This window comes from Rhodococcus sp. JCM 9793 (genome assembly GCF_055380405.1).
Map to the genome: position 1 here is coordinate 1744780 of NZ_AP043721.1, position 14526 is coordinate 1759305.

Here is a 14526-nt window from a genome sequence, read left to right on the forward strand (position 1 = left end):
CCTCGGCATCGACAATGCATGTCGCGGTGGTGGGTGCGAGCGGTTTCCTCGGTGGGGCCGTGCTCGACGCGCTGCTGGCTCTGGGCGTCACGTGCACCGCGATATCGCGTCGTCCGCCTGTACTCGCCGGGTCGTCGATGCGGGTCGCGGCTGCCGATCTGCTCGATCCCGCAGCCCTGACCGCTGCGCTCGCCGGTGTCGACGTGATCGTGCACGCCGCGTCCTATACGGGCTCCGACGAGGCCGGGAGCGAGAGGATCAACGTTCTCGGTACCCGGAACCTGGTGGAGGCTGCAGCTGGGCATCGCATCGATCGAATTCTCTATCTCAGCACTATCGGGGTCTATGGCCCCGGGCCGCACCGGAACATCGCCGAGGGGGAACTCGCACCGAACCCGGTCACTGCGCTGAGCGACAGCCGTCTCGCCGCCGAGGATCTTGTGCGTGCGCGCGGCGGGCTGGTGTTGCGTCCCGGATTCGTCTACGGCCCGGGGGATCGGTGGTTCATGCCCGGACTTGCTCACATCGTGTCCACCCTCGGCGCCTGGATCGACGACGGCGCTGCCCGACAGTCGGTGATCTCGCACCGCGATGTCGGCCGGATCACAGCAGCGCTTGCGACACGGACGCTGCCCGATGAGATGCGTGCAGGCATGCTTCATCTCGCCGAACCGGCTCCGGTCAGCGTCCGTGACCTCGTCCACACCGCTGCTTCGCGGGGGCTGCTCACGCCGCCGACCACCTCGATCGGCTACGACGAGGCGCTACGCCGTGGCGAAGAGCGAGGACTCTCGGAACGCCATATCGACCTGGTCGGGCACGATCATCATTACGCCAGTACCCGCATCTGGGCGCATCTTGCGCTGGATGCCCGTCCCGGATCGTAGCTCCCGCGGCGGTCCGACACCTCTGATGACAACCGTCATTGTCTGCAGCGGGCGACGCAGGGGATGTCGGCGCTGCTGAGAATGCGGTACTCTCTACCCACCGAGCAATACCGGTCGATTGGTATCGTTTGCCGGGGAGGGCATCGATGCATATCGAAACTTGATCGGAAATTGACGGCTGAGAGGCCAGCGGTGGTGAGGTACTAAATCGGGGGGTCCTCACCACCGCTGACTTACGGGGTCCGTCGGCGTACGGCGCCGACGGAACCACATTGCCCGCGCACAGGGGGGGGAGGCGCGGGCGGGGCCCCCGGCTGGGGGAGAGCAAGGGGGCCACGGCCACTCTATGTGAAACCTCGACTTCGTGGGCAACCGGGCCGCAATCGTGCGTCCGCGGTCCAGGTGAGCCGACATTTGAACCGCCGCGCGCCACCGTCACTCGTGTACTTCCGTGTGGCGACTACGGCCTCGTCGTCGACGACCGGGCGATTGCCTCGGTCGAACGCAAGTACCTCCACACTCACTGGTTGAGGAAGGCGTCGTGCTCCGCGTGGGCACGTCGGATGAGATCCAACAGCCCGGCCTCTTCCCGCGCCTCCTGCCGGTACTTCGGCGCGAGCGCCTTCACCCGGTCCTCCTTGTCGATCAACTTGGCATAGATGCGTTCGCGCTCTTCCTTGCTCGACGTGTAATCGAGGTCGGTGTAGTTGGTGGCGAGACGTCTCGCGCCGGCGATCGCGGACTGTGCCTTGCCCCGCTCACTGGTCAGCGAGGCGATGACGGTGACGACGAGCACGGCGAGGATGACGGCCAGTGAGGTTTCCGTCCCGATCTCCACCACGTGCACAGGTTCGCCGTGGTTGACGAACGGCAGATTGTTCTCGTGGAGTGCGTGCAGGATGAGTTTCACGCCGATGAAGGCGAGGATGGCTGCGAGTCCGAACGACAGGTAGATGAGGCGGTCGAGCAGCCCGTCGAGGAGGAAGTACAGCTGACGAAGACCCATCAGTGAGAAGGCGGTGGCCGTGAACACGATGAACACGTTCTGGGTCAGGCCGAAGATCGCGGGGATGGAGTCGAGTGCAAACAGGAGGTCGGTGCCGCCGATGGCGACCATCACGAGCAGCATCGGCGTCAGGGCCCGCTTGCCGTTTTCGACGGTGAACAGTTTGTCGCCGTCGTAGTGCTCGCTGGTGTGGAGAAACCTCCTGGCGAGGCGGATGATGAAGTTCTCTGCCGTATGCGACTCTTCGGTTTCGGGCCGCAGCATGTTGCCGGCAGTGACGAGAAGGATCAGCCCGAATATGTAGAAGACCCAGGCGAATGAATTGATCAGTGTCGCACCGAGAAAGATGAATGCCGTTCTGGCGAAGAGTGAGAACACGATGCCGAACAGAAGCACTTTCTGCTGGTCGTCTCGTGGTACCCGGAAGCTGGACATGATGATCAGGAAGACGAAGAGGTTGTCCACCGACAACGCCTTCTCCGTCACGTAACCCGCGAAATACTCCGAACCCATCGCAGTGCCACCGAAGACGAATACTACGACGCCGAAGACGAGGGCGAAGCCGACGTAGATCGAAGACCAGATCGCCGATTCTTTCAACGTTGGCGTGTGGGCCTTGCGGACGTGCGCGAAGTAGTCGAAGGCGAGCAGGGCGACGATCACAGCAATCGTCAATCCCCAGGCGAGGGGAGTTACATGCATTGTTCGCCTTCGGTCGAAGGGGCGGGTCGTTCGTCAGCCTAGTGGTCGGTGGGGACGCCATCCGGCGATTCGCGAGCAGGCATCACGAATTCGAGTGACTGCGATCGGCGGAGCACCGACCGGCCATCGGCTGCTCGGGCCGTTCGGCTTTCCGACCGTCCGTGATCCCGGCGGCGGCCCGTTCACTACCGCCCCTTCCTGCATCGGAAGCGAGCTCGTTCTTCGAGGCGCGGCCAAGGGATCAGAGGTGGGGGATCAGTCGCTGGAAATAGGACGGTAATTGACCGCAATGGGTGCGAGGGTGGTCTTATGAAACACCAGAACCTGCCGGCGCAATTGGTCGTCCCCGATGTCGCCGCGTGGCGAGCGTGGCTGGATGAGAATGAGGGCTCGTCCGACGGCGTGCGGTTGGTCCTGGCCAAGAAGGGCACCACAGAACCGACGATGCTGTCCTATGCCGAGGCATTGCAGGAAGCCCTGTGCAGCGGCTGGATCGACGGACGCCGCAACACGTTGGATGACACTACTTTTCAGCAACTCTTCACTCCACGTCGAGCCCGCTCGATCTGGTCGCGACGAAACGTCGAGTTCGTCGCCGATCTGATCGCGTCGGGGAGAATGCGAGCCCGTGGACTTTCCGAGGTGGAGCGAGCGAAAGCCGACGGACGCTGGGAGCGGGCATACCCCGGTCCGGCGGCGGCCGAGGTGCCCGCCGACCTCGTATCGGCATTGGAGCGATCCCCGATTGCGTCGATGAGGTTTGCCGAGTTGGATCGCGGTCGGCGCTACATGATCATCCACCAGATCATCACCGCGCCCAGCGCTTCGAGTCGCGCCAGTCGGATCGTCAAGTTCATCGCCCGAGTGGAGCAGGGCGAATGAGTTGTCCGGCGTTTCTCTGCGCAGACGGCGTGCGCCTATTCGGGGATAGGGGATAAGGCGGACGCGAAGTGAAACCGAGAGTGAGATTCCTACCCTCGGGTGACCGAATCGGTGTTCGGGGGTCTCTCCGGCGACCGAGCGAAAGACGCAGTGGGTTTCGTGAGCGCAGACAACAAACGTCCCCACCATGACAGGGTTCAATGGTGGGGACGTCGTTGTTCGACCCGGATGTCGGGGGAAACCGGGTCGAACTCGAAGGCTATCGCCGAGCCGAGGGTTTTTCCTGTCGAGGAAGGGTGAAACGACGGGTGAGAACAGCGCTCATGGGTCGCCCAGAGCTCGAGCCGATCTCTATCGCTGACCGACGAGTGCCGCGGCCGATCAGCCGGAAAGTTCGATCCGTGTCAGACCTAGGCAAGCACCTCGTCGAACAGGTCGGCGTATCGGTCCTGCGCCGCGCGACGACGGGTGGGCACGTGCTCGGTCGGGACCCGGTCCGCCGGTGCTTCGTAGTCACGCAGGACGAGCTTGGCGACGGTGTCGCGGTGCACCTCGTCCGGGCCGTCGTAGAGGCGTGCCGCGCGTGCCGCCCGGTACATGAAGTCCAGGGGCAGATCCGAGCTGAATCCCAGCGAACCGTGGACCTGGATGGACCGGTCGATGATGTCGTGCAGGATCTTTGCGCCGAAATACTTGATCATCGCGATCTCCTTGCGGGCAGCCTTGGTCCCCTGTGTGTCGATCACCCACGCTGCCTGCAGTGTCATCAGGCGTAGAGCCTGCATCTCGGCGGCGGAGTCGGCGATCCAGTTGCGAACGGTCTGCTTCTCACCGAGGACGTTGCCGTGCGCGAAACGGTAGGTAGCGCGTTCGCACATCATGTCGAAGGCGCGGTTGGATTGGCCGATCCACCGCATGCAGTGGTGGATTCGGCCAGGGCCGAGCCGCTTCTGGGAGATCAGGAATCCGTCACCGGGGTTGCCGAGCAGCGCATCGGCGCCCACCCGCACATCCCGCAGCACGACCTCGCAGTGCGAGCCGTAGGTGTTCTCCCGAGGTGACGGGTTCTCCATAGATGCGATATCGCGCACTACGTCGAGACCAGGTGCATCGATCGGAATGATGAACTGCGAAGCGCGGCGGTGCCGCTCGGCGTCGGGGTCGGTGACGGCGACGACGATGACGAAATCGGCGGTCGACGCGTTGCTGATGAACCACTTGTGCCCGTTGAGGACCCAGCTGTCGCCGTCTCGTACGGCGGTGGTCTGCAGGTTCACCGGGTCGGCGCCGGCGTTGTCGGGTTCGGTGAGCGCGAAGGCCGAGTATTTCTCGCCCGCCAGGAGTGGATCGAGCCAGCGGCGCTTCTGCTCGTCGGTGCCCACTGCGGCGAGTATCTCCGCGTTGCCGGAGTCCGGTGCCTGGCAACCGAATACGAGCGGCCCGAGTGGCGAGGAACCGAGGATCTCGTGCATAAGGCCGAGCTTGACCTGGCCGTATCCCTGGCCGCCCAGTTCGGGATCGAGGTGTGCGGCCCAGAGGTGGTGGGCTTTGACCTCGCGCTGCAGGGGAGCGATCGCCTTCAGTAGCTGCGGCCACGTCAGCTCGAGTGTTTCGAGCGGTCGGATCTCCTCACGCACGAATACGGTCATCCAGTCCAGCTTCTGCTGGAACTCGGGTTCGGTGGAAAAGTCCCAAGACATGTTTCGTACCTCCGGTGGGCGATTGGCGGGTCGGGCGATCAGGAGATCGGTCAAAGAAAGCGAAGGGTGCGGTCGAACAGTTGGAGTGCGTACCGGTGGAGGCGGTCACCCACCTCGGCGGAGGCCTGCCCGGAGCAGGCGCGGGCATAGGTGCCTTCGAGGATGATGCCGAGCTTGAAACCGGCCAGGGCGGTGTACCAGTCGATGGCACGCAGATCACGATCGGTGTTCGCAGCGTAGCGGTTTAGTAGTTCCGCACGGGTGGGCAGGCCACCGGCTGCAGCGAGGCTGCTTTCCAGCAGGTCGGCGCCGCCATCGGTGTCCGGCCACATCGCGAAGATCCATCCCAAGTCCAGCAACGGGTCACCAATGGTGGCCATCTCCCAGTCGACGATCGCCGTCACTGTCGGTTCGGTGCGGTCGAACATGATGTTGGAGACGTGGTAGTCGCCGTGCAGGATGCCCGGTGTCCAGGTGCGGGGACGATTGTCGTCGAGCCACGACGCGATCCGATCGACGCCGGGAAGCAGCACTGTGGGATAGCCGGGCAGGAGCGTATACGACTCGAGTTCGCTGTTCCACCGGTCGACTTGGCGTTCGAGGAATCCTTCCGGCCGGCCGAAGTCGGTCAGTCCGATCGCGGTGTGGTCGATCCGGCCGACTTCGGTCAGTGCGTCGATCATTCCCAGGCCCATGCGATACCGAAGGTTGCGGTCTGCCGTGTGGGCAGGGGAGAGGCTTTCGCCGGCGTTGTAGCCGTCCACAGCGTGCATCAGGTAGAACACCGCACCCAGTACGGCGGTGTCCTCGCACCCGGCGACGAACGTAGGGTGAGGGACGGGGGTATCGGACAGTGCCCGAAGCAGCGTCATCTCTCGTGACATCATCCGATTCGAGTGCGGGCGCAGATGTGTCGGCCCTCGACGTAGGACGTACCGGGTCTCGGAGCGTTCGAACCCGAGCATGATGTTCTGGGTTCCGCCGCCTATGGGTGCCACGGCGGTGAGATTGCCGGTGCCGAGGCCCTGAGCGTCCATCCAGTCCCGCACGGCGGTGAGATCGACTCCGAGGAGGTCGTTGTCTGTGGTGTGGGTCTGCATGATTAGAACGTATCGACCGTGTCTTTCGGTGGCACTGCATGTTTCGAACGAGGTTGTAGACTCCTACAATGCTCGTCGGACGCGTATCGATACCGGTCAGCGGGCTGCGAAGTCGAGGATCTGGAAGGCCAGGCGTGCCGAGAGCAATACGTCGAGGCTGGTCGGGTCCAAGCCGGTCAGTTCCTTGATCTTGCCCATTCTGTACCGCACCGTGTTCTCGTGCACGTCGAGTGTGACGGCCGCACCTTGCACACGGCCTTCGGCCGCGACGAAGGCTCTCCAGGTTTCGAGGAGCACCCCGTCGTCGATGGTTCTGACTGCATGTACGTATTCGTGGGCGAAGCGGACGGCTTCCTTGACGCGACCAGAGCTGACGACGACCCGGAACAAGCCGAGTTCGGTGACATCGAGGACACCCTCGGACCATTCGAACGAATGCGCGATGTCGGCAACCTCCCGCATCTCACGCGCGGCCTGCGGAAAGTCTGTGACCTCACGGCAGAGCCCCGAGACGACGGTGACCGAAGTTGCCAGTTCGGGTTGCAGGGATGCCCGTACGAGGGACACCTGATCGCGCAGACGGGATAGTTCCTCGGCCGATCCGCCGTCGGGTAATGGCACGAGCACGATGATGCTTCCCGGCAGCTTGACGGCCGCCGGTTCATCGATGCCGAGGATCTCCCGAAACCTGCGCGTGACGAGCCGCTGTGCTGCTGACGCCGTCATTCGGAGATTTGCCGAGAGCGCGAACCGGACCATCACGTGGGGGTGGGTCAGATCTATTCCGAACTGTGGGCCCCGGCGCAGCAGGTGTTCCTTGTCGCGGGTATTGCGCAGGAGGTCGGACAGATAGTCGTCCCGGGCCTGCCCTTGTGTTTCGATCTGCCGACGTTCGGACAGGATCTGCAGAGAAAGTACAGTCGCTCCATGTTCGGCGAGATTGGTATCGACAGTTTCGAGCGACCTGCCCACCTCGACGATGCCTAGGTAGCCACTGGGTTTTCCTTCGATCACGAGGCGGCACATCAGGTGTCGGCGGCCGAGCCCCACGGACAGAGTCAGCGGGACCACTGCGGATGGACGTTCCGGACTCAGCGCAGCGAGTTCTGCCTTGACCGACGGCATGGCGCGGATCTGATCCGAGATCACCGGGGGACGATCGAGCCCGAGTGCAGGAGGAGCGGCCCAGGCGAGTACCCGGAAATCCTCGTCGTAGAGCACGACGGGTTTGGCGGACAGCTCACTGAGCAGTGTCACGATGCTACGGATATCGGCGCCTTCGAGAACGGCATTGGTGAGTTTGCGATGCACGTCGGCCAGGTACGCAAGCGTGTTGCGGCTGCGGGCAATTTCCGACGCCTGACTGCGCAGGCGGACGTTGAGCATCGCCTGGCTGATGAAGAGGGCACTCAGCTGCGCAAACATCTCAGCGATCTCGATGTCTTCTTGGGTGTAGACGTGCTCGCGGTCCTTGTTGTCGACGAAGAGCAGTCCGATGACCTCACCGTCGAACACCAGCGGGACGCCCAACATGGCGCGGACTCGCCAATGTTCCATGGTGCGCCGGTGTGGCCGCGGATCGTTTGCGACGTCATTGATGAGCACGGGCCGCCCGGTTTCGATGACCTCGCGACTGAACCGGTCGCCGGCGACGCCCGACTCCTGTCGTTTGACGGCCTCGGTGATGTCTCCTTCGTCGGAGCAGTGACCAGCTGCACCGCGGAAGCGACCACCAGGCTTCTTGAGGTAGAGCGACGAGCGGGACACCCCGGTCACCCTGCAGAGCTTTACGCATACCGAGCGCAGCAGCTGTTCGAGATCGGCATCGCCGATGGCCTCGCCGGTGATCTCGGCAAAGGCAGTGATGACGTCGCGTTCGCGTGGCCGGCCGGTCGGGGACGACATCGTCTCGGCGGCAACGTCAGGATGCGGTCTGCTCATCTCGGTATCCGTGCTCGGCAGCACTGCCATGCCATGTCCTCACTTCCGCGGGTCGATCACTGCACCCCCCGTATTGTCGAGAATCACAATCTACCGCCATGCTAGGTGGCGATCACATCACGGATCTCGGTGTCGAGTTCGTGGCCCATTCTTGCCTGCTTCGTGCGTAGATACCGCACGTTGTGCGTGGTGATAACGGTGGGGAGCGACACTCTGCTCACAATCTCGATTGAATAGCCTTCCAGCCCACCGAGTTTGCTCGGATTGTTGGTGATCAGCCGCATCCGACGGACGCCGAGGTCGGCAAGGATGCGAGCACCTACTCCGTAGCTCCGCGAGTCGTCGGGCAGACCCAACGCGCGGTTGGCATCGACAGTGTCGAGCCCCTGCTCCTGCAGTGAATAGGCGCGGATTTTGTGGGCGAGTCCAATTCCGCGCCCTTCATGGCCCCGCAGGTACACCAGCACTCCGCATCCTTCGCGGGCGATCTCGGCGAGCGCTCGTTCGAGTTGGGCGCCGCAGTCGCAGCGCAGGGATCCGAGGATGTCACCGGTGAGGCATTCACTGTGTACCCGAACCAGCACACCGTCCTGCGTGCGCCCAGCGGCTGCCACGTCACCCATCACCAGTGCGAGATGCTCGGTCCCGTCGAGGATCGAACGGAAAGCCACCGCCCGAAACTGACCGAATTCGGTGGGCATGGTCGATTCGGCGACGAGTTCCACGAAGGGTTCGGTCGCGGTGCGATACCGCACCAGGTCGGCGATGCGCAGCATCGGCAGACTGTGCTCACGGGCGAATTCGACCAGATCGGCACCGCGGCGCATCGACCCGTCCTCGGCGAGGATCTCGCCGATCACCCCCACGTCACCGACCCCGGCGAGCCGAAGCAGGTCGACAGTCGCCTCGGTATGGCCTGCACGAGCCAGGACACCACCCTCTCGGGCACGCAGCGGAAAGATATGGCCTGGCCGTCGCAGGTCGGCGGGCACCGTCGTCTCGGATGCGAGGGCGCGAACCGTCGCAGCCCGGTCTTCGGCGCTGACACCGGTACCGGTGGACATGTGATCGACGGTGACGGTGAAGGCGGTGCCGTGCGCGTCTGTGTTGTGTTCGACCATGAGCGGTAGGCCGAGTGCGTCGGCGCGACGACCTGTCATCGGTGCACAGATGATGCCGGTGGTGTGCCGAACAATGAACGCCATCTGCTCGGTGGTCACGGTCGAGGCGGCAGCAACGAGGTCGCCTTCGTTCTCACGGTCGGCGTCGTCCACGACAACGACGATGCCGCCGGCTGCGAGGGCTTCGACCGCAAGTTCGACTTCCTGGGCGGGGGTCCGTGGCATGGCGCTACTCCTGTTCTGCGCGGTGGGTGCCGAATGTGCGTCGGTGATAGGTCAGCGGCGGGTGGTCTGTCCGATCGGCGTGCTCGACGTTCCCGAGAACTACGACGTGGTCACCGCCGTCGACCAGCTCGGCGACACTGCAGGCGACCCATCCGGGTACGCCGTCGATGCGGGGAACACCTTCGGACAACGTCCATCCTGTGCCGTCGAACTTGTCGGTGCCCTTTCGGGCGAAGGTCAGGGCCAGGTCGCTGTGGCTGCGGCCGAGGACGTTGATTCCGAACCTGCCGTACTCACGCACTACGGCGAGCAGGTCGGAGCCGCGATCGAGGGCGACCAGGACCATCGGAGGGCTCACCGACAGCGACGCGAAGGCGCTCACGGTGGTGCCGTGCGGGCGGGCACCGTCAAGCGCGGTCACCACGGTCACCGGGGTGCACACACTGGCCATCACATCACGAAACTCAGCGGTGAAGTCTTGGGTGGCAGTGGAAGTCATTCTGTCCTCCGACGGGATGGGGAGGCGGTGCCCGGTATGTGTCCGGGCACCGCCCAGCTGGTGTCAGGCGCCGGCCGGAACCGGTGCCTTCATCTTCTGAAGCTCGGGGACGACCTTCTCGCCGTAGAGCTTCAGTGCCTTCTCGGCCTGGTCGATCGGCATGCCACCGAACGCGAATGCGGCGTTGGCGAAGAAATCGCCGACCTTGTCATGTCGGGCGGCGTACTTCTCGACGATCTGTTCGGGCGTGCCGTAGACGTTGGCCTCGACGTAGGCGTCGGCTGCGGCTTCCATGCCCGCTTCCCGGATCATGTCTGCGCCCACCTGGTACGTCTCGTAGCCCTTCGTGTTCCGCCAGTGCTCGCCGGCGAAGTCGTAGTGCTTGATGACCGACAGGAAATAGCGTGCAGTGTGCTCGTAGGCGAGCCGGCGCGCTTCCTCCTCGTCCTCGTGGCAGACCACGAAGTCCTGGATGACCGGCGGCAGCGGCTCGGTGCCCCAGCGCTCACGGTATAGATCGCGCCACCGGTTGATCGTCTCGACATGCTTGTCGAACTCGAACTGCATGAAGGTCATCATGCGAACTCCGAGGTCGGCGATGACCGGTACGGAGTCGGGCGACATCGCGGCACCGAACAGGCGGTCGCGTCCCCACTCGTACGCCGGATTCGGCGCAGGGCGGATGTCGACGCGCGACTGCGGGTAGAACTCCCCGTCTGGGTTGTCGACGACACCTGTACGCAGGCCTTCGATGGTGATCTCGGCGCCTTCGATGAAGCGTCCGCGGGCTTCATCCATCGGAATGCCGAATGCATCGTATTCCATCTTGGCCAGGCCGCGACCCATGCCGTAGAGGGCGCGGCCGCCCGACATCATGTCGAGCATCGTCATCTTCTCGACAACGCGGACGGGGTTGTTCCACGGTAGAATCACCGCGCCGGTGCCGAGCTTGACGGTCGAGGTGCGTGCTGCGAGGTACGACATGATCTGCATGTTGTCCGGGCACATCGAGTAGTCGTCGAAGTGGTGTTCGGCGGACCAGACTGCATTGAAACCGTACTTCTCTGCCGCGACGCCCATCTCGAGCTCACGGGTGAATACTTCCTGATCGCTGACGTTCTCGTGGTAGTTCTGGAACACGAGCAGCATTCCGACGTCCATGGATGTATCTCCTTGCGTAAGTGGGTGAATGGGAAGAGAGAATCAGAGGAACACGGCCCGTGTGTGTTCGGTGTCGAGGAACTCCTTGACGGACTGGATGAGTCCATCTCGGACCTCGAAGACGAAATGGTAGAGGTTGTTGTAGACGCGGCCGTTGTTCATCTCCGAATACGATTCGGTTTCCACGGCGACACGGTCGCCTTCGGCGGTCCATGCAAGCGGCGTCAGTGCGATTGCGCCGGACTTGGTGTTGGCGGACAGACCGGAGAGCATCTCGCGGAACTCCTGTTTGTCCTTGGTTCCGGAGATCCCCTCGATGGTGCCGGCAACCCACCAGGTGGCGGTGGGTGCGAGGTAACCGAGGATGGATTCGACATTGCCGGTGGAGAAGACCTCCATGAATTCGGCGATGAGCTTCTTGTTGGCGGCTTCGAGACTTCCGGCGCTCGCGACGTTGTCCATGTGAGCTCCTTCGGGAGGGGTACGGCGAAACATGCAGCGTAGGAATAACTTCCGATCTGCTGATGTCGAGCGTAGTCGCGCTGCTGTGGTGCGGATCACGCCATCTTTCGGATCGTTGTAGGCCGCTACAATAATGTGGAGGTCAGGAGCGGGAACTGAAGGAACTCATCAGCCCGCCGTCGGTGGCAACAATGCTGCCGGTCATATAGGTCGAATCAGCGACACCGGCAATGACCTGCGCAATCTCTTCGGCAAGGCCCGTGCGACCCATCGGAATCGCCGCGATCAGCCGGTCGCGTGCGCGTCCGGCCAACGCGGAGGTCATGTCGGTATCCACGACCCCGGGGATCACCAAATTCACGCGGATCCCCCGCGGGGCCAACTCGACGGCCAACACCTGGGTGAGTCCGTTGAGTCCGGCCTTCGCCGCGCCGTACGCGACATCTCCGGGAAACCCCCGAAATCCCACGACGGCACCGACATTGACGATCGACGCGCCTTCCTTCAGTCGTGGGACCACCGTGCGAGCGAGTTCGAATGCGCCGGTGAGATTGGTAGCGAGCACCTCGTCCCAGTGTGTGCGCGAGACGTCACCGATCCGGCCGCCGCGATGCACGCCGGCAGCGTTGACAACCACGTCGAGCGAGCCGAACGTCTCGAACACCGTGTCCACCCCGAGTCCCAGGGAGGACGCATCACTGATATCGGTGGGGATCTCCACAACCCGCTCGGGGTGTGTCCACTGCTCGGTGGCGGGCTTGCGTGCGAAGACTGCGACCCGGTCGCCGCGTGCGGTCGCGTTCTCGACCACAGCGCGCCCGATTCCGCGAGAACCGCCGGTGACCAGCCAGGTCTTGGATTCGCTCATCGGTTCAGGAATCCTGTCAGCTCGGCGAGGTAGCGATCGCGCTCCTCGAGGAAGGGTGCGTGGCCGCTGGACGGGAACTCGACGACCTCGGCACGGTGGTTGAGGACCAGTACGGCTTCGGCGGCCGAGAACGGGACGAAAGCGTCGGCACGACCGTGCAGCAGCAAGATGGGGATCTCGAGTGTCGTGATCTCCTTGCGTAGATCCACCGTGGCCAGATCGCGCAGCGAATCGTCACCGCGCGGCCCCATCGCCATGAACATGTCCCAGATCGAATCGAGTACGGCCTCGCCGGGGTCCTCGGCGCACACTGCAGCAGCCACCCCACGGAAGGTCTCCGCGCGGTTGGCTGCAGCCGAGGCCAGCACGCCCTCTACGTCGGCCACTGATCCACCGTGCGGCCAGTCGTCGGTTGCGGTGTAGCGCGGGGATGCGCCGCCGGTCAGTATCAGCGCCGAGGCGCGGTCGCCGAGCTGCGCGGCCGCCACGGTGGCGACGGCGCCGCCGAGCGACCAGCCGTTGATCACCGGTTGTTCGAGGCCGAGGTGGTCGACGAGCCGGACGATGTCGGAGGCCAACGTGACAATCGAGACGTCGTCGAAGTCCTTGTCGGAGCGGCCACAGCACCGCAGATCGACGGTGACAACTTCGTTTCCGTTGGCGCGCAGCGCTGGAAGCGTTGTGTCCCAGGCGCGGGTGGTGGCACCCCAGCCATGGATCAGGACGATCGGCCGGCCCTCGCCCCGGTGGTGTTCGAAGTAGATGCTGCGGTCGTTCTCGACGGGCAAGAATCCCATTGTGTCCTCCTTGATGAATGGGGAAGTGGAATCGAACGGATGGGTAGAAGCAGTGGAAGTCGGGGTCTCGCGGAGCGCGCGGGGAATCACGGGTTCACGGTCCCGGAACCGGGGGATGATGTGCTCGGCGAACAGTTCGAGCGACCGCATGACCTTCTCGTGCTCGAGCCCACCGAAACGCATCCAGCAGATCAGATGCTGGAGGCCGGTCTCGTCGTGCAGCGTGTCGATCTGCCGGATCAATCCCTCCGGGTCTCCTACATAGACGACGCCGCCATCTCGCAGGCCCTCGACGGTCATTCCGCCTGCTTCTTCGGTCGCGGTAACCAACTCGGCGTACCGTTCATAGGTCGGCGGCACCCCGGCTCCCTGTGGAACCGCCGCCAGAGCGGCATCGAAATACCAGGTCAGCGCCTCACGCGCGTTCTCGACGGCGGTTTCCTCGTTGTCTGCGAGGTGGATCTGCCAGTTCATCGGGAAATCGAGGTCGAGGATGTCGCGACCGTGATCGCGCAATCGTCGCTTCGCGCCGACGACGAAGGAGTTCAGTTCGGGCATCGTCATCAATGTGGGAGTGACCAACATGTTGTAACCCTGGTCGGCGGCCAGATCGAGGGTCTCGGGACTGATCGAGGCGATGTAGATCGGCGGGGTCGGACGCTGTACCGGGGTGGGTCGGCAGTCGACCTTGTCGATGTCGAAGTGCCGGCCGTGAAAGGAGAACGGTTCGCCCACGGGCTTGCTCCACAGCCCTCGTATGATCTCGAGGGCTTCGACGAATACTTCTCGGCTCTCACCTTGTATGTTGCCGACACCCATGTTGCGGAACTCCTGGGGTTGGTAGCCGCGGCCCACACCGAAGTCGAGGCGCCCACCGGAGAGGACGTCGACCATCGCGTAGTCCTCCGCGATGCGCACAGGCCAGTCGAAGGTCAAGTTGCTCACCGCGATGCCGATACGCATTCGTTCGGTGCGCTCGGCGATTGCAGCGGCGGCGACCTGCGGTGAGGGCATCGACCCGTAGTCGGAACCGTGGTGCTCGGCCAGCCATACTTCGTCGAAGCCGAGTTTTTCTGCGTAGGAGATCTGTTCGAGCATCTCCCGATAGGCCCGTGTGAAATCGTGGTCGGGGCATTCGAGGACGTAGAAGATCCCGAACTTCACGGCATTCCTCC

12 protein-coding genes are annotated in these 14526 nt (G+C 63.7%); 2 read left to right on the forward strand and 10 right to left on the reverse strand.

What is annotated here, in order from left to right; all coding sequences use genetic code 11:
• The first annotated feature begins 14 nt into the window (after nucleotides 1-14).
• A complete protein-coding gene (locus tag ACZ46K_RS10425; protein WP_054807209.1) occupies nucleotides 15-887 on the forward strand; it encodes an NAD-dependent epimerase/dehydratase family protein in 873 nt (290 codons plus the stop codon).
• A gap of 520 nt (nucleotides 888-1407) precedes the next feature.
• Here the strand turns inward: ACZ46K_RS10425 and ACZ46K_RS10430 are convergent.
• A complete protein-coding gene (locus ACZ46K_RS10430; protein WP_054806646.1) occupies nucleotides 1408-2595 on the reverse strand; it encodes a TerC family protein in 1188 nt (395 codons plus the stop codon).
• A gap of 309 nt (nucleotides 2596-2904) precedes the next feature.
• Between ACZ46K_RS10430 and ACZ46K_RS10435 the strand changes: the two genes are divergently transcribed.
• Complete coding sequence (locus ACZ46K_RS10435) at nucleotides 2905-3477, forward strand: YdeI/OmpD-associated family protein (RefSeq protein WP_054810253.1); 573 nt, start codon at nucleotides 2905-2907, stop codon at nucleotides 3475-3477.
• Between the two features lie 410 nt (nucleotides 3478-3887).
• Here ACZ46K_RS10435 and ACZ46K_RS10440 read toward each other — a convergent pair whose 3' ends face one another.
• The 9 genes from ACZ46K_RS10440 to ACZ46K_RS10480 form a co-directional block, all read right to left on the reverse strand.
• Nucleotides 3888-5177, reverse strand: coding sequence for an acyl-CoA dehydrogenase family protein (locus ACZ46K_RS10440; RefSeq protein ID WP_054810254.1), 1290 nt, complete (start codon nucleotides 5175-5177; stop codon nucleotides 3888-3890).
• Between the two features lie 50 nt (nucleotides 5178-5227).
• The gene (locus ACZ46K_RS10445; protein ID WP_054806647.1) at nucleotides 5228-6277 is read right to left on the reverse strand and encodes a phosphotransferase family protein; all 1050 of its coding nucleotides are present in this window, start codon (nucleotides 6275-6277) and stop codon (nucleotides 5228-5230) included.
• A gap of 96 nt (nucleotides 6278-6373) precedes the next feature.
• A complete protein-coding gene (locus ACZ46K_RS10450) occupies nucleotides 6374-8248 on the reverse strand; it encodes a GAF domain-containing protein (RefSeq protein ID WP_464748076.1) in 1875 nt (624 codons plus the stop codon).
• A 71-nt stretch (nucleotides 8249-8319) separates the two neighbouring features.
• Nucleotides 8320-9564: a bifunctional 3,4-dihydroxy-2-butanone-4-phosphate synthase/GTP cyclohydrolase II gene (locus ACZ46K_RS10455; protein ID WP_464748078.1), complete on the reverse strand. Its 1245-nt coding sequence runs from the start codon at nucleotides 9562-9564 to the stop codon at nucleotides 8320-8322.
• A 4-nt stretch (nucleotides 9565-9568) separates the two neighbouring features.
• Nucleotides 9569-10063 (reverse strand): flavin reductase family protein, encoded by a 495-nt coding sequence (locus ACZ46K_RS10460; RefSeq protein ID WP_054806648.1) that lies wholly within the window; start codon nucleotides 10061-10063, stop codon nucleotides 9569-9571.
• A gap of 63 nt (nucleotides 10064-10126) precedes the next feature.
• Entirely contained in the window at nucleotides 10127-11224 is a 1098-nt protein-coding gene (locus ACZ46K_RS10465; RefSeq protein ID WP_464748079.1) for an LLM class flavin-dependent oxidoreductase, read from the reverse strand.
• A gap of 42 nt (nucleotides 11225-11266) precedes the next feature.
• A complete protein-coding gene (locus ACZ46K_RS10470; RefSeq protein ID WP_054806649.1) occupies nucleotides 11267-11686 on the reverse strand; it encodes a nuclear transport factor 2 family protein in 420 nt (139 codons plus the stop codon).
• A gap of 142 nt (nucleotides 11687-11828) precedes the next feature.
• Nucleotides 11829-12554, reverse strand: a complete 726-nt coding sequence (locus ACZ46K_RS10475) for an SDR family NAD(P)-dependent oxidoreductase (RefSeq protein WP_054806650.1) — start codon at nucleotides 12552-12554, stop codon at nucleotides 11829-11831.
• Complete coding sequence (locus ACZ46K_RS10480) at nucleotides 12551-14515, reverse strand: LLM class flavin-dependent oxidoreductase (protein ID WP_464748081.1); 1965 nt, start codon at nucleotides 14513-14515, stop codon at nucleotides 12551-12553. The genes ACZ46K_RS10475 and ACZ46K_RS10480 overlap by 4 nt, the downstream gene beginning before the upstream one ends.
• Between the last annotated feature and the right edge of the window lie 11 nt (nucleotides 14516-14526).

Excerpts from the sequence above, each read along its gene's own strand:
- ACZ46K_RS10445 (WP_054806647.1), bottom strand. The coding sequence starts at position 6,277 with ATGCAGACCCACACCACAGACAACGACCTCCTCGGAGTCGATCTCACC.
- ACZ46K_RS10450 (WP_464748076.1), bottom strand. The coding sequence starts at position 8,248 with ATGGCAGTGCTGCCGAGCACGGATACCGAGATGAGCAGACCGCATCCT.
- ACZ46K_RS10470 (WP_054806649.1), bottom strand. The coding sequence starts at position 11,686 with ATGGACAACGTCGCGAGCGCCGGAAGTCTCGAAGCCGCCAACAAGAAG.
- ACZ46K_RS10465 (WP_464748079.1), bottom strand. The coding sequence starts at position 11,224 with ATGGACGTCGGAATGCTGCTCGTGTTCCAGAACTACCACGAGAACGTC.
- ACZ46K_RS10460 (WP_054806648.1), bottom strand. The coding sequence starts at position 10,063 with ATGACTTCCACTGCCACCCAAGACTTCACCGCTGAGTTTCGTGATGTG.
- ACZ46K_RS10425 (WP_054807209.1), top strand. The coding sequence starts at position 15 with ATGCATGTCGCGGTGGTGGGTGCGAGCGGTTTCCTCGGTGGGGCCGTG.
- ACZ46K_RS10455 (WP_464748078.1), bottom strand. The coding sequence starts at position 9,564 with ATGCCACGGACCCCCGCCCAGGAAGTCGAACTTGCGGTCGAAGCCCTC.
- ACZ46K_RS10475 (WP_054806650.1), bottom strand. The coding sequence starts at position 12,554 with ATGAGCGAATCCAAGACCTGGCTGGTCACCGGCGGTTCTCGCGGAATC.
- ACZ46K_RS10440 (WP_054810254.1), bottom strand. The coding sequence starts at position 5,177 with ATGTCTTGGGACTTTTCCACCGAACCCGAGTTCCAGCAGAAGCTGGAC.
- ACZ46K_RS10435 (WP_054810253.1), top strand. The coding sequence starts at position 2,905 with ATGAAACACCAGAACCTGCCGGCGCAATTGGTCGTCCCCGATGTCGCC.
- ACZ46K_RS10430 (WP_054806646.1), bottom strand. The coding sequence starts at position 2,595 with ATGCATGTAACTCCCCTCGCCTGGGGATTGACGATTGCTGTGATCGTC.